Here is a 25,951-nt window from a genome sequence, read left to right as displayed (position 1 = left end):
CGCTACCGCCTGTAGGAGCTGCCGCCGGCTGCTATCTTTTGACTTTAAAGCAGGATCAAAAGATCGCAGCCTGCGGCAGCTCCTACAGGAGTGTGCAGTAAATTTCAGTAGCCGCTGGAGCCGTAATCGACAGTGAACTCGAAGTCGGTGACCCGCTCGACGCCGGTTTCCAGACGTCCATCCGGCAACAGCCGCAACCAGCGATACCCCGGCGCCTGTTCGCCGACCTTGAAGTCCTGACTGTTCGGCTCGAACTGAATGCAGGTCGACGGCGACGCCATCAGCCGCACGCCGTTGCGCTCGCGGTCGATCTCCTGATGCACATGCCCCCACAACACCGCGCGGGCCTGCGGGAAACGGTCCAGCACCTCGAAAAATGCCTCGGGGTTGCGCAAGCCGATCGGCTCCGCCCAGGCACAACCCACCGGCACCGGATGATGGTGGAAACACACCAGATGATGGCGTTCCGGCGCCTCGCTCAGCGAACGGGCCAGCAGTTGCAGTTGATCGTCCTGCAGATAACCGGGCACAGAACCCGGCACCGCCGAGTCGAGCAAGGTCACGCGCCAGTTGCCGACATCGACCACTGACTCCAGCAATGCACTTTGCACCGCGGCCTGAGCCATGATCTGCGGCTCGTCGTGATTGCCGGGAATCCAGCGTGCCGGCGCATCGATCTGCGCCGTCATCTCACGAAACTGCTGGTACGACTCCAGCGTGCCGTCCTGGGAAAGGTCACCCGTGGCCAGCATCAGATCGATCCGAGGTTGCTGCCTGAGCACCTGTTCGATGACCTTTTGCAGGCTCTCGCGGGTGTTCATGCCCAGCAGCGTGCCATCCGCGTCGGCGAACAGATGACTGTCGGATAACTGCACCAGCAACGCCGGATCGGCGGTGGTCAATGTGGATACGCTCGGCAAGGCGTTCTCCCAAGGCAAAAGCACGGAATCGGTTGAGTGCCGCAATTATGCTGGGGGATGACGCAAAGGGGAAACCGGCGAACCGGACGCAGTTCACAACTAGCGTACGACTTCGTATTCGTGCCCCAGGGCCAGACAATGGCTCAGCCATTCCCCCAGGAACAGATTGAGCTGGGCCTTTTCGTCCGGCTGATGCATCGCGGCGTTCGGGTAAGGATAGATGCCGCGAAAGCGTCGTGCATGTTCGGCGCTGATCACTTCGGCCATGCGCGCGTCGTGATAGACCTGAACCTCCAGTTGCGGCACTGGCAGCCATGGCAGGCTGTGTTCCTGACGCACCTGCAACGTCGTGGTGTAAGGACAGGTCTGCAGCACTTCGAGGGCCAGCACACCGAGCATCTGCTCGCCCTGAGTCACGGCGATGCGCCGCGCCTCGGGATCGTTGCGCATATCCGGCACCAGTCGCATCAGGCGCGCGTAGTTGGCCTCGCAGGCGGCTTGCAGCCCCGCAAGGTCAACTCGATAACGATCGCGCAGCTTGTTTACGACCATAACCCCCTCACTTCGGCGCGGTTGAGCGCCAGCCATTGCAAGGCGATGATGCTCGCCGCGTTGGCAATACGTCCGTCACGGACGGCCTGCAAGGCATCTTCAAAGGCCCAGACCGTGACGCGGATATCTTCTGCTTCTTCCTCCAGCCCATGCAGGCCGCCTGCGTCGTCGGTACTGCAATGCCCCAGAAACAGGTGCACGAATTCGTTGCTGCCGCCCGGCGACGGGAAATATTTGGTCATCGGCCACAGGGCCTTGATGTCCAGTCCAGCTTCCTCCTGCGCCTCGCGGTGAGCAACCTCTTCCGGCACTTCTTCTTTGTCGATCAGACCGGCAACCAGCTCCACCAGCCACGGGTTGTCGGTCTTGCCCATGGCGCCGACGCGAAACTGCTCGATCAGCACCACTTCGTCGCGCAGCGGATCGTAGGGCAGCATGCACACGGCATCGTGACGCACGAAGACTTCACGGTTGATCTCGCGGCTCATGCCGCCGGCGAACAGCTCATGGCGCAAGTGCAAACGGTCGAGTTTGTAGAAGCCCTCGTAGCAGCGCTCGCGCTTTACGATATCGACGGTGGCCGGCGTGGCGTTGGCATAATCAGTCATGAGCATCCTCTTTACAGCGAATCCGATACGAGGTTCCTTGTTGTCACTTGCAACCTCGACTTCGCGCCATCCTATCGCGCCCGTGATGATTGATGCAGCCCCTTTACCGTCAGCGGGATGGACGGTGGAGACGAAACCCACTCTAATTAGCTTAGTGGCGAACTGACTGCTTCGGCGAGAGTCGAAGCGGATAACTTTTCGCCTTCCCCTGTTTCAGAAAGGACGCCCATGTCGCTTTTCAAAATTGCCTCCGTGGCCGCCATCGCCCTGACCCTGGGCGCCTGCGCCAACTTGTTCCAGCCCAACTACCGCACGCCGCTGGAAACCACCCGCGACGCATCGGAAACCCTGAAGCCCGGCTGTTCCAACCCGGACTGCCCGCTGGTGAACATCGACACCCTGCACTTCCCGGCAGAACCTGCACTGGACGGCATCATCGAAAAACGTCTGCTGCAGATGACCCGCACCGAAGCGAACGCGCCGGTAGCGCCAACCCTGGCAGCCTATCGTGAGCAGTTCTTGAGCACCGCCGGCCCGCGCAACAGCAGCTATCTGCAGGCCAAGGTACGCGAGCAGCATGACGGCTTGGTGATTCTCGAGCTGTCGAGCTACCTCGATACCGGCGGCGCCCATGGCACCCCGGGTCGCGGTTTCATCAACTACTCGCGCCAGCAGCACAAAGTGCTGAGCCTGTCGGACATGCTGCTGCCGGGTCAGGAAGAGGCGTTCTGGAAAGCCGCGCAAGTGGCGCACAACAGCTGGCTGATCAGCACCAAGCTCGATCAGGAAGCTGAATTCGTGAAGAACTGGCCGTTCGTGAAAACCCCGAACGTGGCGCTGACCTACGGCGGCGTGATCCTCAAGTACGACGTGAGCACCATCGCGCCTTACGCGCTGGGCCACGTCGAACTGAAGATTCCTTACCCGCGCCTGAACGGCATCGTCAAACCCGAGCTGTTTCCGGGCCGTAACTGAAAGCCCGGCCGAGCACCAGCTGCAACAGCCCTGCCAGCACCAGTGCCGGCAGGGTCGCGCCGACGTCCGGATACAGATTCGCCAGCAAGTGGTAGGTGCTGATCCCGCCCAGCCATGCCAACAGCGCCGGCCAGCGCAATGCGGCTGACGCGACCTGAGCGCTGCGCTTGCGCAGGATGAAGTGATCCACCAGCACCACGCCGAACAGCGGCGCAAATACCGAGCCGATCAGCAACAGGAAATTCTGGTACTGCGCCAATGGCGCCAGCAGCGCGATCAGGGTGCAGAGCACGCCGATGGCCAGCGCCAGATGCTCGACTTTCAAGCGCAACAGAATCCCGCTCGATACCGCCGCCGAGTGAATATCAGCGAAGGCGTTTTCCGATTCGTCCAAGAGAATCAGCAACAGCGGAATCCCCAGGCCGGCCCCCGCCAGCGCCAGCAGCAACGCATTGACTTCACCGCTCGGCGCGAACGCCAGGGTGTAGGCCACGCCGAGGCTCATCAGCCAGAAATTACCGATAAAGAAACCGACGGCCGTGCCGCCGAATACGTTCTTCGCTCGCTTGCCGAAACGCGAGTAATCGGCGATCAGCGGCAGCCACGACAGCGGCATCGCGATAGCAATGTCGAAGCCCACGGCGAACGGCATCGAACCATCCCCGGTACGCGCCCAAAGGGCAGCCAGATCGGCCTTGGCGAACAGGTTCCAGGTCAGCCAGATACACGCCGCCAGGATCAGCCAGATGCCCCATTTACGCAGGATCTTGCGCACAAACGTCAGCGGCCCGCTGACCGCGAGCAAGGTTGCCAGCGCACCGAAGCACAACGTCCACAGCATCGGACTGGCCCACAGCGAACCTTCGCTGAACGCGCGGGTGCCGAGCAGGCTGGCGGCGTCACGCATGACGATGATTTCGAACGAACCCCAACCGATCAGTTGCAGCAGGTTGAGCAGCGCCGGCAGGCTCGCGCCTTTGCGGCCGAGGCTGAGTTTGAGCGCCGCCATCGACGACAGGCCGGTGTCGCTGCCGATCACGCCGACCGCGGCCAGCAACAGCACGCCGACCAGGGTGCCGAGAAAAATCGCCAGCAACGAACCCGACAGGCCCAGGCCCGGTGCCAGCAACGCACCGGTCTGCAAGACCATCAGGCCGATGCCGAGGGAGAACCACAGGGAAAACAAATCCCGACCGCCGAACACACGCTTGTCGGCGGGTACGGCGAGGTCGGGGGAATAAGTGCCGGGTTGAATGCTCAAGGGTGTTATCTCAGAGGGACATTTGTTTTGTGTGTGATCGCACACCATTCCTGTGGCGAGGGAGCTTGCTCCCGCTGGTCTGCGCAGCAGACCCAAAACCGATCAACCCGTTCTTTCAATCAGAACGCGCTGGCCGGATTTACGACTGCTTCGCAGCCGGGCGGGAGCAAGCTCCCTCGCCACAGAGGCTCCGGTCATCCCGGAGCCTTTCAGGTCAGATCAGACTTTTTTGTACAGCTGACTGCCTTCCTTCTTGAACCGCTCGGCCTGTTCCGCCAGGCCTTGGGCGACGTCCACGTCGACCGCGTCGATCCGCTGGTTGGCCGCGTATTCGCGGACTTCCTGAGTGATCTTCATCGAGCAGAATTTCGGCCCGCACATCGAACAGAAGTGCGCGACCTTGGCCGAGTCCTTCGGCAGGGTTTCGTCGTGATAGGAACGCGCGGTGTCCGGATCGAGACCGAGGTTGAACTGGTCTTCCCAACGGAATTCGAACCGCGCCTTGCTCAAGGCGTTGTCGCGAATCTGTGCGCCCGGATGGCCCTTCGCAAGGTCCGCTGCGTGGGCAGCAATCTTGTAGGTGATGATCCCGGTCTTCACGTCATCCTTGTTCGGCAGACCCAAGTGCTCCTTCGGCGTCACGTAGCAAAGCATCGCGCAACCGAACCAGCCGATCATTGCCGCACCGATACCCGAGGTGATGTGGTCGTAACCCGGCGCGATGTCGGTGGTCAGCGGGCCGAGGGTGTAGAACGGCGCCTCGTCGCAGCACTCCAACTGCTTGTCCATGTTTTCTTTGATCAACTGCATCGGCACGTGGCCCGGGCCTTCGATCATGCACTGCACATCGTGCTTCCAGGCGATCTTGGTCAGCTCGCCGAGGGTTTCCAGTTCGCCGAACTGCGCTTCGTCGTTGGCGTCGGCAATCGAGCCCGGACGCAGGCCATCGCCCAGCGAGAAGCTGACGTCGTAGGCCTTCATGATTTCGCAGATTTCGTCGAAGTGGGTGTAGAGGAAGTTCTCTTTGTGGTGCGCCAGGCACCACTTGGCCATGATCGAACCGCCACGGGACACAATGCCGGTCACGCGTTTGGCGGTCAGCGGCACGTAGCGCAGCAGCACGCCGGCGTGGATGGTGAAGTAGTCGACGCCCTGCTCGGCCTGCTCGATCAGCGTGTCGCGGAACAGCTCCCAGGTCAGGTCTTCAGCGACGCCATTGACCTTCTCCAGCGCCTGATAGATCGGCACGGTACCGATCGGCACCGGCGAGTTGCGGATGATCCACTCGCGGGTTTCGTGGATGTGTTTGCCGGTGGACAAGTCCATCACGGTGTCCGAACCCCAGCGAATGCCCCAGGTCAGTTTCGCCACTTCTTCTTCGATGGACGAGCCCAGGGCGCTGTTGCCGATGTTGCCGTTGATCTTCACCAGGAAGTTACGGCCGATAATCATCGGTTCCAGTTCGACGTGGTTGATGTTGGCCGGAATGATCGCACGGCCACGGGCGATTTCTTCGCGGACGAATTCAGCGGTGATTTCTTTCGGGATGCTCGCGCCGAAGCTGTGGCCGGCGTGTTGCTGGTCCAGCAGGCCGGCGGCGCGGGCTTCTTGCAGTTTCATGTTTTCGCGGATGGCGACGTATTCCATCTCGGCGGTGATGATGCCTTTGCGCGCGTAGTGCATCTGGCTGACGTTGGCCCCGGCCTTGGCACGGCGCGGGTTGTTGACGTGGGCGAAACGCAGCTTGGTCAGCTCCGGATCGGCGAGACGTTCCTGGCCGAAGTTGGAGCTCAGGCCCGGCAGACGCTCGGTGTCGCCACGGTCGTCGATCCACGCCGAACGCACATCGCCCAGACCTTTGCGCACGTCGATCACCACGTTCGGATCGGTGTACGGGCCCGAGGTGTCGTAGACGGTGACCGGCGCGTTGATCTCGCCGCCGAAGTCGGTCGGGGTCACATCCAGGGTGATTTCGCGCATTGGCACGCGGATGTCCGGGCGCGAGCCCTGAACGTAGACTTTTTGCGAACGGGTGAACGGTTGAACCGACTGCTCATCGACCTTGGCCGAGTCACTCAGGTTGATCGCGTTTTTTGATTTTGTAGTCATCACGGGCTCTCCAGACAGCATCCAGGCAGTGGATTGTCGGAGCAGAACCTGAAAGGCACGGACGCACCAGGACAGGTGCTGTGCATCGTCGTCGAGCGTTCGATTGTCGAACAATATCCCGGACGAAGCACAAGAGGACTCGCCGGGTGACGAGAAATCTTGTTCCCTACGCAGGCGCTAACCTGATCAGGTTCAACGGGATCCGAAATTATTCGATCTCAGCCTCATAGCAAGGCACCCCGACAAGAACCCGGCCAGTCTAGACACAACCGGCAAAGAACGCCAACACCGCGGCAAACACCATGATGAATGGCGCAATTACCGGGACTTGCAGGATTGTTGCCGCACGATTGCGCAACTACACTCGCTTTGCCCTGCGCGCCTTGACGCTGTCGGGGCCGCGCCGTAGCCTTGGCGCGCACATTATTTTCATAATATTTTTGCTAGGGATCGCCTCATGCTGCGCAAACTTTCACTGGCTCTTGCCGTGTCTTGTGCGTCCAACGCAATGGCCTGGGCAGCAGAAGCGCCCTTGTCGACCAAGACCGATCTGGTCAGCGTCTATCAGGAAGCGGTCGACAACAACGCCGATCTGGCCGCCGCCCGCGCTCAGTACGGCGCCCAGAAAGAAGTGGTGCCGCAGGCTCGCGCAGGGTTGCTGCCTAACCTCTCCGGCGGCGCTGAAGTCGCGGACGTGCGCACCTCGATCGACCAGCCTTCCGCCATTGCCAATCGCAGCGCGCATTCCTATCAGGCGACTCTGGCTCAGCCATTGTTCCGCGCCGACCGCTGGTTCCAGTACCAGGCTGCCAAGGACGTCAACGAGCAGGCCGCGCTGCAACTGTCGGCCACCGAGCAGAACCTGATCCTGCAATCGGCCGAAAGCTATTTCAACGTGCTGCGCAGTCAGGACAACCTGGCCTCGACCAAGGCTGAAGAAGCCGCGTTCAAGCGTCAGCTCGACCAGTCCAACGAACGCTTCGACGTCGGCCTGTCGGACAAGACCGACGTGCTGCAATCGCAAGCCAGTTACGACACCGCACGCGCCAACCGCATCGTTGCCCAGCGTCAGGTCGATGATGCGTTCGAAGCGCTGATCACCCTGACCAACCGTCAGTACAACTCGATTCAGGGCATCGTGCACACGCTGCCGATCCTGCCGCCGGCGCCGAACGACGCCAAGGCCTGGGTCGACACTGCCGCCAAACAGAACCTCAATCTGCTGGCGAGCAACTTCGCGGTCAGCTCCGCCGAACAGACCCTCAAGCAGCGCAAGGCCGGCCACTTGCCGACCCTCGATGCCGTGGCCAAATACGAAAAGGGTGACAACGACGCCCTCGGTTTCGCCAACCCTAACGCCTTCGGTACCCCATACAGTGGCAACGTCGAGCAAAGCACGTTGGGCTTGCAACTGAACATCCCGATTTACAGCGGCGGGCTGACCAGCTCGCAAGTGCGCCAATCGTATGCGCAACTGGATCAGAGCGAGCAACAGCGCGAATCCCTGCGCCGGCAGATCGTCGAAAACACCCGCAATCTGCACCGCGCGGTAAACACCGATGTCGAGCAGGTGCAGGCGCGCCGCCAGTCGATCATCTCCAACCAGAGCGCGGTGGAAGCCACGGAAATCGGCTATCAGGTGGGAACGCGCAACATCGTCGACGTGCTCGACGCCCAGCGCCAGCTGTACACCTCGGTGCGCAACTACAACAACACCCGCTACGACTACATCCTCGACAACCTGCGCCTGAAGCAGGCGGCGGGGACGTTGAACCCGGGTGACTTGCAGGACCTGAGCCGCTATCTGAAAGCCGACTACAACCCGGACAAGGACTTCCTGCCGCCGGACCTGGCCAAGGCTGCGGAAGCACAGCTCAAGGCCCGACCTTAAGCCTTAAAGCAAAAGATCGCAGCGTGCCGCAGCGCCTACAATTGGAATGCATTTTCCTGTAGGAGCTGCGGCACGCTGCGATCTTTTTGCTTTTGGATGTGCTGACTTATTTGATCAGCCGGCCCAAGCCATCCAGCAACCGCTGCAATGCGCCCTGATTGCGGCGCATCACCGCCAGCCCGGCCTCGGCCATGCGCTGCGCATCACGCGGCAATTCGAACAGCCGTTGTACCTCCACCGCCAGCCCTTCGGCATCATCCACTTCGGCCAGCGCACCGGCTTCGCGCAACTGCGCGGCGATGTCGAGGAAGTTGAACAGATGCGGGCCGCTGAGCACCGGCTTGGCCAGGGCCGCCGGCTCCAGCAGGTTATGCCCGCCGCTCGGTACCAGGCTGCCACCGACAAAAGCGCTGTCGGCCAGCGCATAGAGAAACAGCAGCTCGCCCATGGTGTCGCCGAGCAGCACCGAGGTGTCCGCCTCGACGCTGACACCGGTTGAACGGCGCACCGTGGCAAAGCCTTCACGCTGGCACAGTTCGAACACCGTATTGAAACGCTCGGGATGGCGCGGCACCAGAATCAGCAGCGCATTCGGGTAATTCGCCAGCAGGCGACGATGGGCGTCGAGCACCACTTCGTCTTCGCCTTCGTGGGTGCTGGCGGCGATCCACACCGGTCGCTCCAGCGCCTGCCATTGGCCGCGCAGTTCGTTGGCGCGTTGCAGCAGTTGCGGGTCGATGGTCAGGTCGAACTTGATCGAGCCAGTGACCTCGACCGTCTCCGGACGCGCGCCCAGATCGCGGAAACGCTGGGCTTCGGCCTCGGTCTGCACCGCGAAAAAACTCATTTCAGCGAGCATCGGCGCGGTCAGCTTGCTGAAGCGGCCATAACCTCGGGCTGAACGCTCGGACAGTCGCCCGTTGGCCAGCGCCACCGGAATCCCGCGTTTGGCACACTGGTGAATGTGGTTGGGCCACAGTTCGGTTTCCATGATCACCGCGAGTTTCGGCTGCACCCGATCAAGGAAGCGCGCCGCCGCACATGGCAAGTCGTACGGCAGATAACAATGCTGGATGCGCGGCTCGTTGGCGAACAGCGCCTGAATCCGCTCCGAACCGGTCGGGGTCATGCAGGTCACGGTGATCGGCAGCTGTGGATAACGTTGCAGCAAGGCGCGGATCATCGGCGCGGCGGCGATGCTTTCGCCCACCGACACCGCGTGCACCCAGATCCCGCCGGGTTGCAATGACGGCATTGCGTAGGAGAAGCGCTCGCCAATCCGCTTGGCATACGCCGGAGCCTTGCGCGAGCGCAGCCACAGCCGAATCGCCACCAATGGCAGCCCCAGGTAAAACAGCGCGGTGTAGAGAGTTCTATTCATGGCGGCGGAGTTTATCGACTTTTGTCGCCAATCGCCCGCAAGTGCACGGCAAAACGTTCGGCCAGCCAGCGCGCGGCAGGCCCCAAAGGCTCATCCCGGCGCCAGACCAGTTCCACCACCAGCGCCGGCGGCGTCCATTCGCTGTCCAGTTCCACCATCAGCCCCTGATAAGCCGAATACTGCACCACATGCCGGGGCAACCACGCCCAGCCAAGATCGCGCACCAGCCATTCGGCCATCACGTAGAAACTGTCGGCACGCCACACCTGCGGGCTGGCCGGCTCGTTGCCGGGATAGACGCTGGTTTGCGTCGACATCAACAGCTGCCGGTGTTGCGCCAGTTGCTGGCAGGTGACGTAGGCCTGCGTCGCCAGCGGATGATTGATCCCGCAGACGGTGACCATTTCCACCCGGCCCAGTACTCGACGCTCCAGTGCTTCAGGGATTTCATCGTGATAGAACAGCAAGCCAAGATCGGCACGACGCTCCACCAGTTTGCGCGCCACTTCACCCTGGGCGGCACTGGTCAGTTGCACTTCGAGGCTGGGAAATTGCTCGGCCAGGGCGTCGAAACTTTCCACCAGAGCCTGATAAGGCATCGCTTCGTCCTGCGCCACGCGCAACTGCGCTTCCTGGCCGCGCATCATCGCCATCGCCCGACCGTTCAGGCGTTCGCATTGACGCAGCACTTCCCGGGCCTCTTCGAGCAGCGCTTCGCCCGCTTCGGTGAGCCTGGGTTGGCGACCACTGCTACGTTCGAACAGGCTGACGCCAAGGTCATCTTCAAGCATGGCAATGGCGCTGCTGATCGCCGACTGCGCCTTGCGCTGCTGGCGCGCCACGGCGGAAAAAGAGCGGTGTTCGGCGACGCTGACGAAGGCGCGCAGTTGTTCCAGGTTCCACTGGGTATTCATGACTTAACCCATCTTTTAAACAGATAGGTAATGACTTTACCCCATCTGGCGAATCACTAGAATGCCGCCCCAGCAAGCAACGTTTTACATGAGGATCTACACATGAACGCCTACGCCTTTCTGGCTATCGCCATCTGCGCCGAAGTGATTGCCACCGTTTCGATGAAAGCGGTCAAAGGCTTGAGCACCCCGCTGCCACTGATCCTGGTCATCGTCGGCTACGGGATCGCCTTCTGGATGCTGACCCTGGTGGTGCGCACCGTGCCGGTGGGCGTCGCCTACGCCGTGTGGGCGGGCATGGGTATTGTGATGGTCAGCGTCGCGGCGCTGTTCATTTACGGGCAAAAGCTGGACGTGCCGGCGATGCTCGGGATGGCGCTGATCGTGCTTGGCGTCGTCGTGATCCAGCTGTTCTCGAAAACTGCCGGGCATTAACAGACCACGCGGCTTCCTGTAGGAGTGAGCCTGCTCGCGATGGCGGTCTGTCATTCAACATTCATGTCGTCTGATCCACCGCCATCGCGAGCAGGCTCACTCCTACAGGTTTACGGCCCCCTGTTGATCATCGACAAATCCCCCTCTTTCCCGAGTCTGTATACTGCGCCCTCGTCTTGAACACTGAGGTCGTTGCATGCCATCCGTTATTTCCACCGACGTTCTGATTGTCGGCGCTGGTGTCGCCGGCCTCTGGCTGAACGCGCGTCTGCGCCGTCAGGGTTTTTCGACCGTGCTAGTGGAAAGCGCCAGCCTCGGCGGCGGGCAGAGTGTGAAGTCCCAGGGCATCATCCACGGCGGCGCCAAGTACGCGCTGCACGGCGCGCTGACCGGCGCCTCGGAAGCCATCGCCGACATGCCGCGCCGCTGGCGCGAAGCGCTGGCTGGCAACGGCGAGTTGGACCTGACCGGCGTACGCCTGTTGTCCGAAGCGCATTACCTGTGGTCGCCCGGCACCCTGGCCGGCAATCTCACCAGTTTCTTCGCCAGCAAAGCCGTGCGCGGCCGGGTCGATCAGGTCAAGGGCGATCAACTGCCGCCCGCGCTGCAAGACAAACGCTTCAAAGGCAAGGTCTACCGCCTGGCTGAACTGGTGGTCGATGTGCCGAGCCTGATCCAGCGCCTGGCCGATCTGGCCGGTGACGGTCTGCTCGCCGGGCAAACCATCGAGCCATTGCTGGAAGCAGGCGTGCTGGTCGGCCTGAAAGTCGACGGCCGCGAGATTCGTGCTCAACGCATCGTCCTCAGCGCCGGGGCCGGTACCGCCCAGTTGCTGGAAGACCTGGGCCTGAGCCAACCGGCCATGCAACGTCGGCCGCTGCACATGATCATCGCCAAAGGCCCGGGCCTGAAGCCGCTCTACGCTCACTGCCTGGGCGGCGGCACCAAACCGCGCATCACCGTGACCACGCACCCGGCCGCCGACGGTCAGTGGGTCTGGTATTTGGGTGGTGACATCGCCGAAAGCGAGGGCGTGAACCGCGAGCCGGCGGAGCAGATTGCCACGGCGCAAAAGGAAATCGCTCAGTTGTTGCCGTGGATCGACCTCAGCACTACGCAATGGGCGACCTTGCGTGTGGATCGCGCCGAACCGCTGCAAACCGGCCTGACCCGTCCGGACAATGCGTTCCTCGCCGAGTTTGGTCGCCTGCTGGTGGGCTGGCCGACCAAACTCGCGCTGGCGCCGGACTTCGCCGACCGGGTCATCGCCTCGCTGGAGCGCGACGGCATTCAGCCGCAAGCCGCCGAGCCACTGCCGGCGCTGCCGAAACCACCGATGGGCGTACCGGCCTGGGAGCAACTGTTGCCATGAGCGTAGCGACCCTGCACGAACTGCATCGCCCGTTGGGCAGCACCGGTTTGCTGGTGTCCCCGCTGGGCCTGGGCACGGTCAAGCTCGGCCGCGACCAGGGCGTGAAATACCCCAACGGTTTTCAGATCCCTGACGATGACGCGGCGCGCATGTTGCTCAAACAGGCGCAGGGGCTGGGCATCAACCTGATCGACACCGCCCCGGCCTATGGCCGCAGCGAAGAACGCCTCGGCCCGCTGCTGCGCGGCCAGCGTCAGGACTGGGTGATCGTCAGCAAGGTCGGTGAAGAGTTTGCCGACGGCCTGTCGCGCCATGACTTCAGCGCCGCGCATACGCGGATGTCGGTCGAGCGCAGCCTGCAACGTCTTGAAACCGACTTTATCGACCTGGTGCTGGTGCACTCCGACGGCAACGACCTGGCGATCCTTGAGCACGAGGAAGTCTATGCCACCCTCGCCGTGCTCAAGGCCGAGGGCAAGATTCGTGGCTTCGGCTTCTCCGGCAAAACTGTCGAAGGCGGCTTGAAAGCGTTGGAGCAAGGGGACTGCGCGATGGTCACCTACAATCTGAACGAACAGAGCGAGAAGGCAGTCATTGACTATGCTGCTGCCCACGGCAAAGCCATTCTGGTGAAAAAAGCCCTGGCCAGCGGCCATGTGTGCCTGAGCCCCGGCGTGGACCCGGTGCGCGCCAGCTTCGAGTTGTTGTTCCAACAGCCCGGCGTCGCCAGTGCTATTGTCGGGACGATCAATCCGCTGCACCTCGCCCATAACGTTGCGACCGTTGCCCAGGTCCTTCGTGGTCACTGACGCCGCCCCGCGGCCTTAAGCAGGAGCCGACATGCCGCGCACGCTCATCAGAAAGAACCCGAGCAACTTCAAGACTCTGCCGCTGTTCGTCGAAGCCACGCCCGAAGGTCTGACCTATCAGAGCGTGGGCATGCCGCTGAACTTCGCCCAGACCCTGCAGCGACGCAAACCGGTGAGCGTGGCGGATGCCGAGCGTTTCGCGCTGGAGCTGGCTAACCTCGGAGTCTCGGTGCGCCTGACCCTGCATTGGCAGAATCGCGACTACTGGGTGCTGGTGCGCCAACGCCGCCAGGATCGCGGTGACGTGGTGCTCAAGCTGATTTCCGGTTACGTGCCGGCCCATGAGCTGAATATCCCGCTGCACACCGCGATTCAGGAGATTGCCGAAGAGTGCCTGCTGGAAACCCCGGAAGGCTGGCTCGGCGGGCGTTTCAACGACACCTGGCTGCCCGCGCCCTACTCGTCCGCCCTGCATTATCGCGAGGCGCTGCCGTTTCGCCTGACGCCGTTGTCCGGCTCGGCGCGGCCGGTGCGCTGCGCCAATCTGCAATTGCTCGAACGGCCACGGGCCTATGTGCATTTGCCCACCGCGTCGCTGCAACTGATCTACGACCTGCGCCTGGAAGTGCCCAAGGAAGCCAAATCCCTGAGTCTGTTCCATGTCGATGAGCGGCTGGAGGGTGATCAACTGGTGGCGCGCCTGGATCGCAAACGCCCGGACCTGTACCTGATGCCGTTGCAGGATGGCGAGCCACTGGCCGAGCTGTATACCTTGAAGAAAGGGCAGCTGTATCCAGCAGGCACACGCGGCTTGTATCTGGCAGAAAGCTTTGCCAAACAGGATGGCTGGCTGGTGCGGGAGGAGCGGATTCGCTGGAAGGACTGGCTGCGCCAGCAAGGCCTGACGCCACCGGAGAAGCCCACGGGACTGGCGCGGTTGCGCGGCAAGGCCAAGCAACTGCTGAAGAAGATCGTACCGCGCAAGAAAGTCAGTTCCTGAAACGCAAAAGATCGCAGTCTGCGGCAGCTCCTACAGGGAAACGCGTTCCAATGTAGGAGTTGCCGCAGACTGCGATCTTTTTAGCTTGGATCAGTGACCGCGGATTTTCTCCACGATCGCCGTCGTCGAGCTGTTTTCCACCAGCCCCAGCACTTTCACCGTGCCGCCGTAAGCCTTGACGATGTCCGCGCCGACTACCTGGTCGATGCCGTAATCACCGCCCTTGACCAGCACGTCCGGTTTGACCTCGCGCAGCAGGTTTTCCGGGGTACCCTCCGGGAAGCTGATCACCCAGTCCACCGCACCGAGGCCGGCGAGGACCGCCATGCGTCGGTCGACACTGTTGATTGGACGTCCCGGTCCTTTCAGGCGGCTGACAGAGGCGTCATCGTTGATCGCCACGATCAGACGGTCGCCCTGGGCGCGCGCCTGCTCGAGGTAGGTCACGTGACCGGCATGCAGAATGTCGAAACAGCCATTGGTGAAGACGATGCGCTCGTTATGCGCGCGGGCATCGGCGACCGCCAGTACCAGTTGCTCGAGCCCCAGAACGCCACGTTCCGAGCCTTCTTCGCGCTGGATCGCACGACGCAGTTCCGGAGCGCTGATCGCAGCAGTACCGAGCTTGCCGACCACGATGCCGGCAGCGAGGTTGGCCAGCGCCACGGCGTGCGGCAACTCTTCACCGGCAGCAATTGCGGCCGCCAGCGTGGAAATCACCGTGTCGCCGGCACCGGTCACGTCGAACACTTCACGGGCACGGGCCGGCAGGTGCAGCGCCGGATGCTCCGGACGCAACAGGGTCATGCCGTGTTCGCCACGGGTCACCAGCAGCGCGCCGAGTTCGAGATCGTGCATCAGCGCAGCGCCCTTGCTCACCAGCTCGTGCTCATCGGCGCAGCCGCCGACGATGGCTTCGAATTCGCTGAGGTTCGGCGTGATCAGGCTGGCGCCACGGTAGATCGAGAAATCCTTGCCCTTGGGATCGGCCAGCACCGGAATGCCTTTGGCCCGGGCTGCCTGAATCAAGGCCTGATGGTTTTTCAGCGCGCCTTTGCCGTAGTCGGACAGCACCAGCACCTTGATGCCTTCCAGCAGCTCATCGACCTGCGAGACCAGGGCCAGGGCATCGGTGGCAAACGGCTCTTCAAAGTCGATACGCAGCAATTGCTGGTGCCGGCTCATGACCCGCAGTTTGACGATGGTCGGCTGATGCGCAATGCGCTGGAACAGCGCGCGCACGCCCGCGCCCTTGAGACTGTTGCTCAGGCTGTCGGCGGCTTCGTCATCACCGGTCACACCGACCAGCGACGCCGGCGCACCCAGCGCGGCAATGTTCAGGGCAACGTTGGCAGCACCGCCCGGGCGGTCCTCGATTTGCTCGACCTTTACGACCGGAACCGGTGCCTCAGGGGAAATCCGTGAGGTTCCACCATGCCAGTAACGGTCGAGCATGACATCGCCGACCACCAAGACTGGGGCTTGATCGAATCGCGGCATGGACAACTTCATGGAGCAACCCACATACAAAATGAACAGGGGCGCGATATTAACACAGGGTTGGCGCAGGCTTGAGTGCCGCCTGCAACAGGATGAAACAGCTGAGTATTTTGCTTATTTTTTGAGCACCAGCGCCGCGAGTTGTCCACAGGCTTCGGACAACTCCACGTCCTCGGTATCGATCTGCCACTCTGCAGCCAGGGGGGCTTCATAAGGGCTGTCCACCCCCGTGAAGTGCTTGATTCGCCCTTCCCGTACAGCCTGATACAAACCTTTCGGATCGCGGCGGGCACAAACCTTGAGCGAAGTACTGACGTGCACTTCAATAAAGTCACCCTGCGCAAACAGCCTGCGCGCGGCGTCCCGTTCGGCGCGGAACGGCGAAATGGCCGCGACGATCACAATCAGTCCGGCCTCGACCATCAGCCGCGCCACTTCCGCCATGCGCCGTGTGTTTTCCCGACGGCAGGCGTCGCTCATACCCAGGTCCCGACACAGACCATTACGCACATTGTCGCCATCCAGCAGGAAGGTGTGCAGACCTGACTCATACAGGTGCAATTCGAGTGCATTGGCCAGGGTCGACTTGCCGGCTCCGGAGAAGCCAGTCAGCCACAGGCAGCATGGGCGCTGCGCCTTGAGCGCGGCCCGGGCCTGTTGCGAGAGCGCCAGACCATAAGGCCGAATGGCTCGCGCCTGTACAGGCAGGGACAAGAACTCATTCATAACCGAGCAACTCGTAGTCACGCTGATAAACCCGGCGCACCAGACGCCGAGTGCGCACGGAACAGAACTCACGCGCCGGCATCGCTTGCCGTTCCCGGGAACTGTTGACGTGCGGCAGCTGGCCGGTCAGCCCCAACCGCTCGCAGACCAGAGCAAAATCCCGCGCCAGATGCTCCTGATAGCCGACGAAGTCCAGCGCCAGATGCCCCAGCGAGTCGGTAAGAAAGTCGGTCTGTGCCGCAAAGTGCAATTGCCGGGCTATCGTTTCCGGACGCAGCCAGCGTGTGACAAAGTCGTCGAAATCACGATATTGCCGCACCAGCCGCTGCGCCGCATGGTCACGCGCACTCAGTTCATTACCGCGTAAAAAGGCGTAGGCCGAATAAGCACGCTCCAGCGGGTCACGGACAAAAGCGAACTTGAAGGCCTTCGCGAACTGTTCGGGAAATTGCTCTTCATACCAGTACAGCGGCAAATGCCCAGGACGCCAGCCGTCGAACATCGCCGTGCAGATGCTGCTACCGGCACACTTGGGGACATGGATGAACAGGCAGGAACGTTGCTCGAAGGCCTTGGGAAAGGTCAGCTTGGCCGACATCGATTTGTTCACCACCTGGCGATCGACCACCGACAGGCGCCCGAGCAGAAAGGCCCGCTGCGGCTTGGGCAGCAGTTTCCAGAGATAGCGTTGCAGCATGAAAGTACCCGCGCGACGGGGATGGCCCCCTCGATAAAAGTCAGAGTTCGTTCAGGAACCTTAACAAGCGCGGTGCCGGGATTTATTCCGGTTTGGTCAAGAAGGGTAAAGGTCTGGATACAAACAACTATGGGAGCGAGCCTGCTCGCGATGGCGTATGCACATTCGACACGGATGTCGTCTGTTGCAGCGCTGTCGCGAGCAGGCTCGCTCCCACAGGGTAAGGCCCGGAATCAGGCGATATCTTCGGCCGGGGCATCGAGGCCCATGGCGTTGAGGCGGGCGTAGTAGCCGTTCTGTGCCAGCAACTGATCGTGAGTGCCGCGCTCGACGATCCGCCCCTGATCCATGACCAGGATCAGGTCGGCCTTCTCGATAGTCGACAGACGGTGGGCGATCACCAGCGTGGTGCGGCCTTTCATCACTTGATCCAGTGCCGCCTGAATGTGCCGCTCGGATTCGGTATCGAGTGCCGAGGTGGCCTCGTCGAGAATCAGCAACGGTGCATTCTTGAGCAGCGCACGGGCAATCGCCAGCCGCTGGCGCTGACCACCGGACAGCAATACGCCGTTTTCACCGACCTGGGTGTCCAGGCCTTGCGGCAGTTGCGAAATGAAGTCCATCGCGTAGGCATCACGCGCCGCTTTTTCGATGTCCTCACGCGGTGCACCGGCCAGATCGCCATAAGCGATGTTGTTGGCCACGGTGTCGCTGAACAGGGTGACATGCTGGGTGACCTGGGCGATGTGACGACGCAGGTTGAGCAGTTTGTACTGTTCGACTTCCACGTCGTCGATAAGGATCTCGCCCTTGTCGTGGTGATAGAAACGCGGAATCAGGTTGGCCAGCGTCGACTTGCCGCTGCCGGAACGCCCTACCAGTGCAACCATCTGCCCCGGCTGGACCGAGAAGCTGATGTCGTCGAGCACCTGCCGTTCGGTGCCCGGGTAGGTGAAGCTCAGGTTGCGCACGTCCAGACGACCGCTCACCGAGTCGCGTTCCACCGTACCGGTATCGACTTCTGGCTCGACGTCCAGCTGCTCGAAGATGCTCTCGGCACCCGCCACGCCTTTCTGGATGGTCGAGCTGACTTCGGACAATTGGCGGATCGGTTTGGGCAGCAGGCCGGCCAGCGTGATGTAGGCGACCATGTCACCGGCCGAAGCGTCACCGCGCAGGAACAACACCAGGAACATCAGCACCGCCATCGCGGTGTAGATCACCAGTTGCAGCATCGGCGTATAGATCGCACCGGTGCGGGTCATGCGCAGTTGCTTGTCGGTGTTGCTCTGGCTGGCGTTGAGGAAGCGTTGTTCTTCGTACGCCTCGCCGCCGAAGCTGCGTACCACGCGATAGCCCTGGATAGTTTCCGAGGCCACATGCGTGACGTCGCCCATCGCCAGCTGGATCTTCTTGCTCTGCTTGCGGAATTTCTTGCTCGCGGTGCGCACCATCACGGCGATGAGCGGCAGGATCGCAACCATCACCAGCGTCAGCTTCCAGTTCATGAACAGCAGCGACGCAAACAGAAAGATCACCGTCATCCCTTCACGGATTACGACCTTGATCGCATCTGTTGCCGCCCCCGTGACCATGGTCACGTTGAAGGTGATACGCGAAATCAGATGACCGGAGTTATGCTTGTCAAAGTAGCGGTTGGGCAGAACCAGCAGGTTGTTGAACAACTGCACCCGCAGGTCATGCACCAGGCCCAGGGAAACCTTGGCCAGGAAATAGTTGCCCAGATAGGAACCCAGCCCCTGCCACGCCGCGATCAGGATGATCAGCAGCGGCACGGCCTGCAGCAGTTGCAGGTCACGCAGGTACGGTACGGTGGGAAACAGCACCGCTTCGGGGTTGGACAGGCCATCGACAAAGTACTTGAGAATGTAGCCGAGCATCGGTTGCGTCGAGGCGAAAATCAGAAAGCCGACGATGCTGATCAGGAACAGACTGATGTACGGCCGGACGTAACCGAGCAGGCGGAAGTAGATTTTCAAGCTCGAAGGGCTTGCGGCGGGACTGGAGTCGGTCATATCACGCGAAAGTCGATAAAAAGGACGCTGACTTTAGCACAGCTTCTTCAGGGTTCTGGCAATCGGCGAAAGGCTGTTATTGTTAGGCATCTTTTTCCGCATCAAATAGCCATCACTCGAATGGTCGATCAACCTCAGGAACGAATCTCACAGCATGCAACTTCGCGGCTTCAGCAGTACGTCCAATCGGATTTTCGATTTCATTAGCCTGTGGATACTTCCCACGGGTTATTTCTTGCTCTTGTGCGCGCTGTTCTTTTTGCCGGGCCGAAGCCTGCATCACAAGCTGTTTTACGGACTGTTCAGCATTCCGACACTGATCGCGCTGTGCCTGCGCCCGCGCGAACTCAAGGAACTGCTGCGCGAGCCGATTTTCATCGCGATCCTGCTGTTTGCCGCATGGGCTTTGCTCAGCCTCGCCTGGGGCCCCGGAGGCGAGCCCTTCGGCGGAATGCTCAAACCACCACTGCATACCTTGCTGCTGTTTGCCGGCTGCTACCTGCTGGTGCGCTACCGCAGCGATATCCTTCAACCCCTGCTGTTCGGCGCGGCGCTGGTCGCCCTGATTGCCACCACCCTCTTCCTGTTCATGTTCGCCCGGGTCTATGAGCCGGGGATGCGTCTGATCGGCGGCGGTGCCTTCGATAATCCGCTGCTCAGTTCGCACCTGTTCGGATTCTTCAGTGCCTACTGGCTGAGCGTGACCATGACTTGCAAACGCCGCCAGATGATGTGGCTCAGCGTGCCCGCGATGGCCATCATGTTCATGGCGGTGATTGGCACTGGCTCCAGAACGCCGCTGGTGGCACTGACCATGGCGGCGCTATGGCTGTGTTTCATCTGCTGGAACCGACGTTCGGTCGGACTACTGATCGCCCTGGCCATGAGCGGTGTGACCGTTGTAATGATGTTTAGACAGATGATCACCGAGCGTGGCGACTCCTACCGGCTGGAAATCTGGCAGAAAGTGCTGCACATGATTGCGGATCATCCATGGATCGGTCATGGCTACAGCGCCAGCCTTGCGGTCGATCCCGGCAACGGTGTCAGCTTTCAAGAGCCGCACAGTTTTGCCCTGGGTGTTCTGTATTACGTCGGCATCATCGGCTTGCTGCCCTGGTTGTTTTTCCTGACCTGGGGCCTGCTGAGCAGCTGGCGCCAGCGTGTGCAGCCACTGCTGATCATTGCCTCGACCTTGCTGGTATTCGGTATCGGTGCCGGGCTGACCGAAGGCGGCGGAATCATTTCGCGGCCCAAGGAGCACTGGTTCCTGCTGTGGATCCCGCTGGCGCTGATCGCGGCGCTGAGCATCAATCAACGCGCGCGGCGCCTGTTGACCCTGCCGGTGCAAAAGTTGACGGTTGCGTGCCTTGAACAATTGAGCAGCGAAGCCCAGATCATCGAGGAAGACGGCCTCGGCCCGAAAGTCCTGCGCCTGAGCGACGGCAGCTTCCTCAAACTGTTCCGCCGGCGTCGCTGGTACACCTCAGGCAGTTTCAATCCTTATTCCGAACGTTTTGCGGTCAACAGCGAACAATTGCGTCAAATGGGCATTCCCACCCCGCAAGTATTGAATCTGTACCGCCTCGACGATGGCAGCAGCGCCGTGCATTATGCGCCGTTGCCGGGTCACACCCTGCGCCAGGTACTGCAGAGCATCACGGCTCCGGCGGTGCGTCAGGCGCTGGTAGAGCGCTTCGGCAAATTCATGGCGCAACTGCACGAGAAAGGCGTTTATTTCCGCTCGCTGCACCTGGGCAACGTTCTGGTACTGGAAGATGGCGAATTCGGGCTGATTGATCTGGCCGACCTGCGCATCTACCCTACCCCGCTCAGTCTTTCACTGCGCCAACGCAATTTGCGTCATATGCAACGTTACACTGTCGACAAACGCTGGTTGTTCGAGGATCACCTCGATGCGTTGCTCCAGGGGTACGCCGTGACGGCGTCTAAATCCGCGGTTGAAAATCTGCACAGGCAAGTGCTGGCCGGCAACACTCCGGCCCGAGTTCACTGATGACTGAAAACAATCCTCTATTTGCGCTGGTCGCCTATCTGCTGGCCATCGCCACCTCCGCCCTGCTATTGCGCGCGGTACCGAAAATCGCCCGGCACCTGCAGCATTCCGGCGAAAGCCGTTATGCCAGCATCGACGGACTGCGCGGCTATCTGGCGTTTGGTGTATTCGTGCACCACTCGATCATTACCTGGATCTTCTTGCGCACCGGGGTAATCGACTTCCCTCCGAGCAACTTCTATTCGATGCTGGGTCAGGGCAGCGTTGCGCTGTTCTTCATGATTACCGGGTTTCTGTTCTGGAGCCGCCTGCTCGCGCAAGGACGCAACCACGACTGGCTGGCGTTCGGCGTTTCACGGGTATTTCGCCTGTATCCGCTGTACCTGCCGCTGATGCTGCTGGTGTTCGTGTCGATCTTCCACTTGCAGAACTGGCAACTGAAAGAGCCTGGCCTGGAACTGTCCAAGCAGATTCTCGCCTGGCTGACGTTCGACCGGCCGGACATCAACCAGTACCCCCACTCCGGCATGCTGATATCCAACGTCACCTGGACGCTGGCTTATGAGGTGTTTTTCTACCTGGCGCTGCCACTGGCCGGATTGGTGTTCATCTACCGCGGCAGCTGGTTGCAAGTGGTGCTGTGCCTGATCGGCATCTACGCGCTGTACCAACTCATCGGCTGGGAGCATTCGCTGAAGAAGCACTTTCTGGCGAGCTTTCTCGGTGGCATCGCCGCCGCGTACTGGATCCGTCGGCCGGCGCTCGTGGCGTGGAGCCAGTCGCGCCTGGCGAGCATCATCGCTGTGCTCGCGCTGGTGATTGCGTTCACCGCGTTCAACCGAGCGTTCAAGACTGCACCGCTGTTTTTGCTGGGACTGTTTTTCGTGATCGTCGCGTCCGGCAATGATCTGTTCGGTGCGCTGAAACCACGCAGCATTCGCTGGCTCGGCGAGATCAGCTACAGCACCTATCTGCTGCACGGGTTCGTCCTGTGGCTGATGGTGCAACGGCTACCGCTGCTGCTGGATATCGATGCGCGGGAAACGTCGGTGTACCTGCCCTTGGTGGCTGTCTGCACGTGCTTGCTGATTCTGATCAGCAGCGCGACGTTTCTCTATATCGAGCAACCGGGCATGGCTGTCGGCAAGAAGGTTGTGCACTGGTTGCGTCAGCGCCAGAAGGGTGAAAAGCGCCTGCCGGAGAAAGCCGCTCGCTGAGAGCGAGCGACCGTCGCCTCAATCCTTTTCCAGCGGAGAAAAGAGCAAACGCCCCAAGCCGCGCCAGGTCTTCTTGTTCCAGGCCTTGAACGGGATCTGCGCCAGCAGCTCACGCGCCAGCTTGCGATTGCGGTTGGCGGTCTTGAGGAACATTGAGTTCAGCGCCTTGAAGCGCACTTCGTCGTACAGCGGATGATCGCTGAATAGCGCATAGGTGCGCAGAATGTTCTCGATCATGAAGCGATGGTTTTTGTACGAGTTGGTGGCGTGCTTGCGGTAGCGCGCCATCACCACGTTCAGGCCATCGATGAAGTAACCGGCGCGGGTCACCTTCAGCTCGATGTACAGGTCTTCAAGACGAATCGTCGGGTCGAACCCACCCACCTTTTCCAACGCCTCGCGACGGATCATCAGGGTCGGTGCCGGTGGGTAAGGCTTGCGCTCAAGGAACATGTCATCGAAATCGAGGCGGCGGAACGGCACGTCGCGGCGCTGACGCTTCTCCGGGTAAAGGCTGCCGTCGGCGTGCATCAACTCGATGTTGCCGGCACAGATCCCGACTTCAGGCTTGCCGTCCATGTACGCCACCTGGGTGGCGATCCGCTCCGGGTACATGATGTCGTCGGAGCCGAATGGCACGATCAGGCTACCCTTCGAACGGGCGATGGCACCGTTGAGGGTGTTGGTCAGGCCCTGATTCTGCTGCACACGAAAATCGAAACCGTACTGCGCCTGCAGCGCGCTGATGCGCTCGACGCTGTCGTCTTTCGAACCGTCATCGACTACCAACAACTCGATGTTCTTGTAGCTCTGATTGAGAACGCTGAGGATGCTTTCCTCAATGTACGGGCCGTGGTTGTACGAGGCGATGATGACGGTGACGAGGGCGTCTGCTTCGCTGATGGCTTTGTCTTCGCTCACGGCTTGTTCTTCGCTCACGGCTGTTCCTTGCGAGCCTGCTCAAGGCCAGAGTCGATCAGGTCCAGGTATTGCTGACGGAACACCTCGATGTCGTGCTGTTCCTGCAGATAGCGGTAGGCCTGCTCGCCCTTGGCCTTGAGCTCGTCGTCCGACAGCGCCAGGTAGTTATCCAGCGCGGCGACCAGGCTCGGCACATCCTTGGGCGTGATCGCCAGGCCGCCGGCACCCTCGATCAGCGGCAACATGGCCGGCACGTTCGAGGCGATTACCGGCAAGTGGCCGCTCATACCTTCGAGCAGTGCCAACCCCAGGCCTTCGGCCAGCGACGGCATGGTCCAGATGTCGAACGCGCGCACGTATTGCAGGGCGTTTTCCTTGAAACCCAGCAGGTGCGCACGGCCGCTCAGGCCCAGTTGGTCGATCTCGGCGGCCAGCGGCGCTTGCAGGCGTCCGGCACCGATGATCGCCAACTGCGTGTTCGGGTATTTGTCTTTCAGCGCGGCAAAAGCCTGTAGCAGATAAGTATGGCCCTTGACCGACACCAATCGCCCCAACGCGCCGATCAAACGCACATTCGGATCGATGCCCAGCAACTCGCGAGCTTTTTCGCGGCTGTGCTGCAAGCCTTCGGCCTGCTCGATGTCGATAGCATTGGTAATCGCGTAGGTGTTCTGGTCGGTAAATCCGCAATCGCAGTCCAGCAGGTACTGTTTAACCGCCGGCGACACCCCGACGAACCGCCAGTGGCGGTCGATCAGGCGCTGAGTCTGGCGGCGCCGGTAAAAACGATCGTATTCGCCGAAACCGTGGGAGATGCCGATGCACAGCGGCACCTTCAACCAGCGGTTGAGCGCAAGCATCATGTTCACCGGTTTGAAGCGGTTGCAGATCACCACGTCGAACTTTTCCCGGCGGCAGAACTTGTACAGCTGCCACATCGCCCGCAGACGCATGCCCTTGAGCGACTTGTCGGAAAACTCGAAATACACCGAACGGTCGGCCCGGCTGACCGGCTCGCCCGGCCCGGGCTTGCCGCGCAGAAACGCAGCAGTGACCTCATAGCGATCCGACGGCAACGCCTTGACGATCTGCTCGGCCAGGTCGGCGAAGTCATGGGCTTTGACGTTGTAGTCGGGTTGCAGCTGCAACACCTTGGACCGTTGACTCATGACTCTCCCCGCTGATCGCCCGGTTCACCGTGCTTCAATAACCAGAACAATTCCTGGCGTCTGACCGCTTTTCGAAAAAACTCGTTTTCCCCGTAGACCGAGGTTGCCCGACCGGCCAGCAGGCGCTGAATGACTCGGCGCAGACGACGCTTGAACGGTGCCGGTGGCTGCAAGTCATGCATCATGCCCAGCGCCATGGCCTTGTCCCGCTGCTGTTCGATGGACAGCGGCAGGCACAGCGGCTGCATCGCCACGCTCGAATCAAAGGCCGGCGGCAGCGCAATGCCCTGTCCGGTGTTGCCCATCGGCCAGCGGTCGTTGTCGTGCAGATGGTTGGCGTAACCGAGCAGCGTCGGCTGCCAGTCGAGGCCGTGCAAGGCCTGCAAGACGGCGTGTTGCGCGCAGATATGATCAGGGTGCGGATCGAGCGTCAGATGCGGCAGCACGATCACGTCCGGGCGGGCGCGCAGCAGCACTTCACGCAGATCAGCCAGCAAATTGTTCCAGGTCGGCGCGCCGTCGGCGTCCCCCGGCAAGGTGAACGGATTCAACTGACGAAACAGTCGCGTGTCGTTCAGGTCAGCTTCCCGCGAGCCCACTGCCAGATTCGGCGCGGCTTGCATCGCCGCCAGTTGCAGGCAGAAATAACCGAGCTGCACGCAGTGTTCCTGCGGCACGCCGGCCCAACGTGGTACGGTCAGGCTGTCCCAGGCACGCAGACGGCCCTTGAGCCGCGCGGCCTCAACCTTGCTCATGCCCATCTGCTGATAATGTTCGGCTTCGATCTCGCCAGCGGTGAGGGTGACGATCCAGGTTTCATCGGCCTGGCTGTACAAGCCATAGGCGGCCAGCTCGGCATCGTCGGCGTGCGGTGCAATCACCATCACGCGTTGACGGCGATAATCAGGTTGTTCCAGCGCCCACAGCACCGGCTCACCGGTCACCCGGCAGAACCGCCCGCGCAGACGCAACTGACCTTGCGACAGGGCTTGCGCCTGACCGCTGAGGTTCAGGTAACGCAGGCCGTTGACGCCGCGCTCAAAGGTTTGCGCATCCGGGTGCGTCCCGCCGAGCAGTTCGACACGTGGATCGAAGAAGCGTCCGAGCCAGCTGCTTTTGACGCGCACCGCGAGGATCAGCGTGGCCTCCTCCACCAGCATCACGCCCTCGTCCAGGCGCAATTGCTCACCGTTCAGATGGACCTTCGGCTGCGGCGTGAACGGCGGAAAACTGTACTGGTAATCGTCTTTCGGCGAGTAGAACAGATGATCGGCAAACCACGCTTCGTGGGCGATCCAGCCGACCACCGCGAGCACCAACGGCAACCACCACGCCACCAGCACACCGAGCGCGATCAATACGATCAGGGCGATCAGCAACGTGATGCGTTTATTGCGACGATGACGTTTGAGCAGTTGTTGTTTGCGGCTCATGGGCTGAC

Annotated in this window: 22 protein-coding genes and 1 riboswitch; of the genes, 8 read left to right on the top strand and 14 right to left on the bottom strand. The window is 61.3% G+C overall.

Going from position 1 to position 25,951, the window contains the following annotated elements; genetic code table 11:
- Window positions 1-104 precede the first annotated feature (104 nt).
- The 3 genes from cpdA to NN484_RS14750 all read right to left on the bottom strand — a co-directional run bounded on the left by cpdA (window position 105) and on the right by NN484_RS14750 (window position 2,080).
- Window positions 105-920 carry a 3',5'-cyclic-AMP phosphodiesterase gene (gene cpdA / locus NN484_RS14760; protein ID WP_215501305.1) on the bottom strand — a complete coding sequence of 272 codons (816 nt, stop codon included), beginning with the start codon at window positions 918-920 and terminating at the stop codon, window positions 105-107.
- Between the two features lie 99 nt (window positions 921-1,019).
- Complete coding sequence (locus tag NN484_RS14755; RefSeq protein ID WP_007967395.1) at window positions 1,020-1,472, bottom strand: DUF1249 domain-containing protein; 453 nt, start codon at window positions 1,470-1,472, stop codon at window positions 1,020-1,022.
- Window positions 1,463-2,080, bottom strand: a complete 618-nt coding sequence (locus NN484_RS14750; protein ID WP_127648990.1) for an NUDIX domain-containing protein — start codon at window positions 2,078-2,080, stop codon at window positions 1,463-1,465. The genes NN484_RS14755 and NN484_RS14750 overlap by 10 nt, the downstream gene beginning before the upstream one ends.
- 228 nt (window positions 2,081-2,308) lie before the next feature.
- On the opposite strand from NN484_RS14750, the gene NN484_RS14745 reads away from it, so the two are divergent.
- Window positions 2,309-3,055, top strand: coding sequence for an RsiV family protein (locus tag NN484_RS14745; protein WP_127648989.1), 747 nt, complete (start codon window positions 2,309-2,311; stop codon window positions 3,053-3,055).
- On the opposite strand, the gene cytX is transcribed toward NN484_RS14745, so the two are convergent.
- Both cytX and thiC read right to left on the bottom strand, forming a co-directional pair.
- Window positions 3,024-4,316 carry a putative hydroxymethylpyrimidine transporter CytX gene (gene cytX / locus NN484_RS14740; RefSeq protein WP_215501304.1) on the bottom strand — a complete coding sequence of 431 codons (1,293 nt, stop codon included), beginning with the start codon at window positions 4,314-4,316 and terminating at the stop codon, window positions 3,024-3,026. The two genes, NN484_RS14745 and cytX, sit on opposite strands and share 32 nt — an antisense overlap.
- A 219-nt stretch (window positions 4,317-4,535) precedes the next feature.
- Window positions 4,536-6,425 carry a phosphomethylpyrimidine synthase ThiC gene (thiC, locus tag NN484_RS14735; RefSeq protein ID WP_274657398.1) on the bottom strand — a complete coding sequence of 630 codons (1,890 nt, stop codon included), beginning with the start codon at window positions 6,423-6,425 and terminating at the stop codon, window positions 4,536-4,538.
- A gap of 146 nt (window positions 6,426-6,571) precedes the next feature.
- A riboswitch (TPP riboswitch) is annotated at window positions 6,572-6,677 on the bottom strand.
- Window positions 6,678-6,882: 205 nt separating this feature from the next.
- Between thiC and NN484_RS14730 the strand changes: the two genes are divergently transcribed.
- Window positions 6,883-8,316 (top strand): TolC family outer membrane protein, encoded by a 1,434-nt coding sequence (locus tag NN484_RS14730; RefSeq protein WP_127648986.1) that lies wholly within the window; start codon window positions 6,883-6,885, stop codon window positions 8,314-8,316.
- A 106-nt stretch (window positions 8,317-8,422) separates the two neighbouring features.
- On the opposite strand, the gene waaA is transcribed toward NN484_RS14730, so the two are convergent.
- Entirely contained in the window at window positions 8,423-9,697 is a 1,275-nt protein-coding gene (gene waaA / locus NN484_RS14725; RefSeq protein WP_274657397.1) for a lipid IV(A) 3-deoxy-D-manno-octulosonic acid transferase, read from the bottom strand.
- A gap of 11 nt (window positions 9,698-9,708) precedes the next feature.
- Window positions 9,709-10,611 carry a LysR family transcriptional regulator gene (locus tag NN484_RS14720; protein WP_215501301.1) on the bottom strand — a complete coding sequence of 301 codons (903 nt, stop codon included), beginning with the start codon at window positions 10,609-10,611 and terminating at the stop codon, window positions 9,709-9,711.
- A gap of 102 nt (window positions 10,612-10,713) precedes the next feature.
- Between NN484_RS14720 and NN484_RS14715 the strand changes: the two genes are divergently transcribed.
- From NN484_RS14715 to NN484_RS14700, 4 genes are all read left to right on the top strand, one after another.
- A complete protein-coding gene (locus NN484_RS14715; protein WP_003221050.1) occupies window positions 10,714-11,046 on the top strand; it encodes a DMT family transporter in 333 nt (110 codons plus the stop codon).
- A 196-nt stretch (window positions 11,047-11,242) separates the two neighbouring features.
- A complete protein-coding gene (locus tag NN484_RS14710; RefSeq protein WP_274657396.1) occupies window positions 11,243-12,418 on the top strand; it encodes an NAD(P)/FAD-dependent oxidoreductase in 1,176 nt (391 codons plus the stop codon).
- On the top strand, window positions 12,415-13,227 hold the full coding sequence (locus NN484_RS14705; protein WP_274657395.1) for an aldo/keto reductase: 813 nt from the start codon (window positions 12,415-12,417) through the stop codon (window positions 13,225-13,227). The genes NN484_RS14710 and NN484_RS14705 overlap by 4 nt, the downstream gene beginning before the upstream one ends.
- A gap of 31 nt (window positions 13,228-13,258) precedes the next feature.
- Window positions 13,259-14,227, top strand: coding sequence for a metal ABC transporter ATPase (locus tag NN484_RS14700; protein ID WP_215501298.1), 969 nt, complete (start codon window positions 13,259-13,261; stop codon window positions 14,225-14,227).
- Between the two features lie 90 nt (window positions 14,228-14,317).
- Here the strand turns inward: NN484_RS14700 and hldE are convergent, their stop codons facing one another.
- From hldE to msbA, 4 genes are all read right to left on the bottom strand, one after another.
- A complete protein-coding gene (gene hldE / locus NN484_RS14695; RefSeq protein ID WP_215501297.1) occupies window positions 14,318-15,739 on the bottom strand; it encodes a bifunctional D-glycero-beta-D-manno-heptose-7-phosphate kinase/D-glycero-beta-D-manno-heptose 1-phosphate adenylyltransferase HldE in 1,422 nt (473 codons plus the stop codon).
- 102 nt (window positions 15,740-15,841) lie between these two features.
- Window positions 15,842-16,453 (bottom strand): adenylyl-sulfate kinase, encoded by a 612-nt coding sequence (gene cysC, locus NN484_RS14690; RefSeq protein WP_127648978.1) that lies wholly within the window; start codon window positions 16,451-16,453, stop codon window positions 15,842-15,844.
- Window positions 16,446-17,150 carry a sulfotransferase family 2 domain-containing protein gene (locus tag NN484_RS14685; protein WP_274657394.1) on the bottom strand — a complete coding sequence of 235 codons (705 nt, stop codon included), beginning with the start codon at window positions 17,148-17,150 and terminating at the stop codon, window positions 16,446-16,448. The genes cysC and NN484_RS14685 overlap by 8 nt, the downstream gene beginning before the upstream one ends.
- A 233-nt stretch (window positions 17,151-17,383) precedes the next feature.
- Window positions 17,384-19,186 (bottom strand): lipid A export permease/ATP-binding protein MsbA, encoded by a 1,803-nt coding sequence (gene msbA, locus NN484_RS14680; RefSeq protein WP_127648976.1) that lies wholly within the window; start codon window positions 19,184-19,186, stop codon window positions 17,384-17,386.
- Window positions 19,187-19,340: 154 nt separating this feature from the next.
- Between msbA and NN484_RS14675 the strand changes: the two genes are divergently transcribed.
- Together NN484_RS14675 and NN484_RS14670 are read left to right on the top strand one after the other, a co-directional pair.
- The gene (locus tag NN484_RS14675; protein WP_274657393.1) at window positions 19,341-21,203 is read left to right on the top strand and encodes a bifunctional O-antigen ligase/aminoglycoside phosphotransferase family protein; all 1,863 of its coding nucleotides are present in this window, start codon (window positions 19,341-19,343) and stop codon (window positions 21,201-21,203) included.
- Entirely contained in the window at window positions 21,203-22,420 is a 1,218-nt protein-coding gene (locus NN484_RS14670) for an acyltransferase family protein (protein ID WP_274657392.1), read from the top strand. The genes NN484_RS14675 and NN484_RS14670 overlap by 1 nt, the downstream gene beginning before the upstream one ends.
- 18 nt (window positions 22,421-22,438) lie before the next feature.
- Here NN484_RS14670 and NN484_RS14665 read toward each other — a convergent pair whose 3' ends face one another.
- From NN484_RS14665 to NN484_RS14655, 3 genes are read right to left on the bottom strand one after another with little or no spacing between them, the layout of a single operon-like run.
- Window positions 22,439-23,323, bottom strand: a complete 885-nt coding sequence (locus NN484_RS14665; protein ID WP_274659297.1) for a glycosyltransferase — start codon at window positions 23,321-23,323, stop codon at window positions 22,439-22,441.
- A 32-nt stretch (window positions 23,324-23,355) separates the two neighbouring features.
- Entirely contained in the window at window positions 23,356-24,510 is a 1,155-nt protein-coding gene (locus NN484_RS14660; protein WP_274657391.1) for a glycosyltransferase family 4 protein, read from the bottom strand.
- On the bottom strand, window positions 24,507-25,943 hold the full coding sequence (locus NN484_RS14655; RefSeq protein WP_274657390.1) for a PIG-L family deacetylase: 1,437 nt from the start codon (window positions 25,941-25,943) through the stop codon (window positions 24,507-24,509). Before NN484_RS14655 ends, NN484_RS14660 begins: the two co-directional genes overlap by 4 nt.
- Window positions 25,944-25,951: the final 8 nt, after the last annotated feature.

The sequence above is a fragment of the Pseudomonas serboccidentalis genome (assembly GCF_028830055.1).
Lineage (GTDB): Bacteria > Pseudomonadota > Gammaproteobacteria > Pseudomonadales > Pseudomonadaceae > Aquipseudomonas > Aquipseudomonas serboccidentalis.
This window is presented reverse-complemented; position numbering and strand designations above follow the sequence as displayed.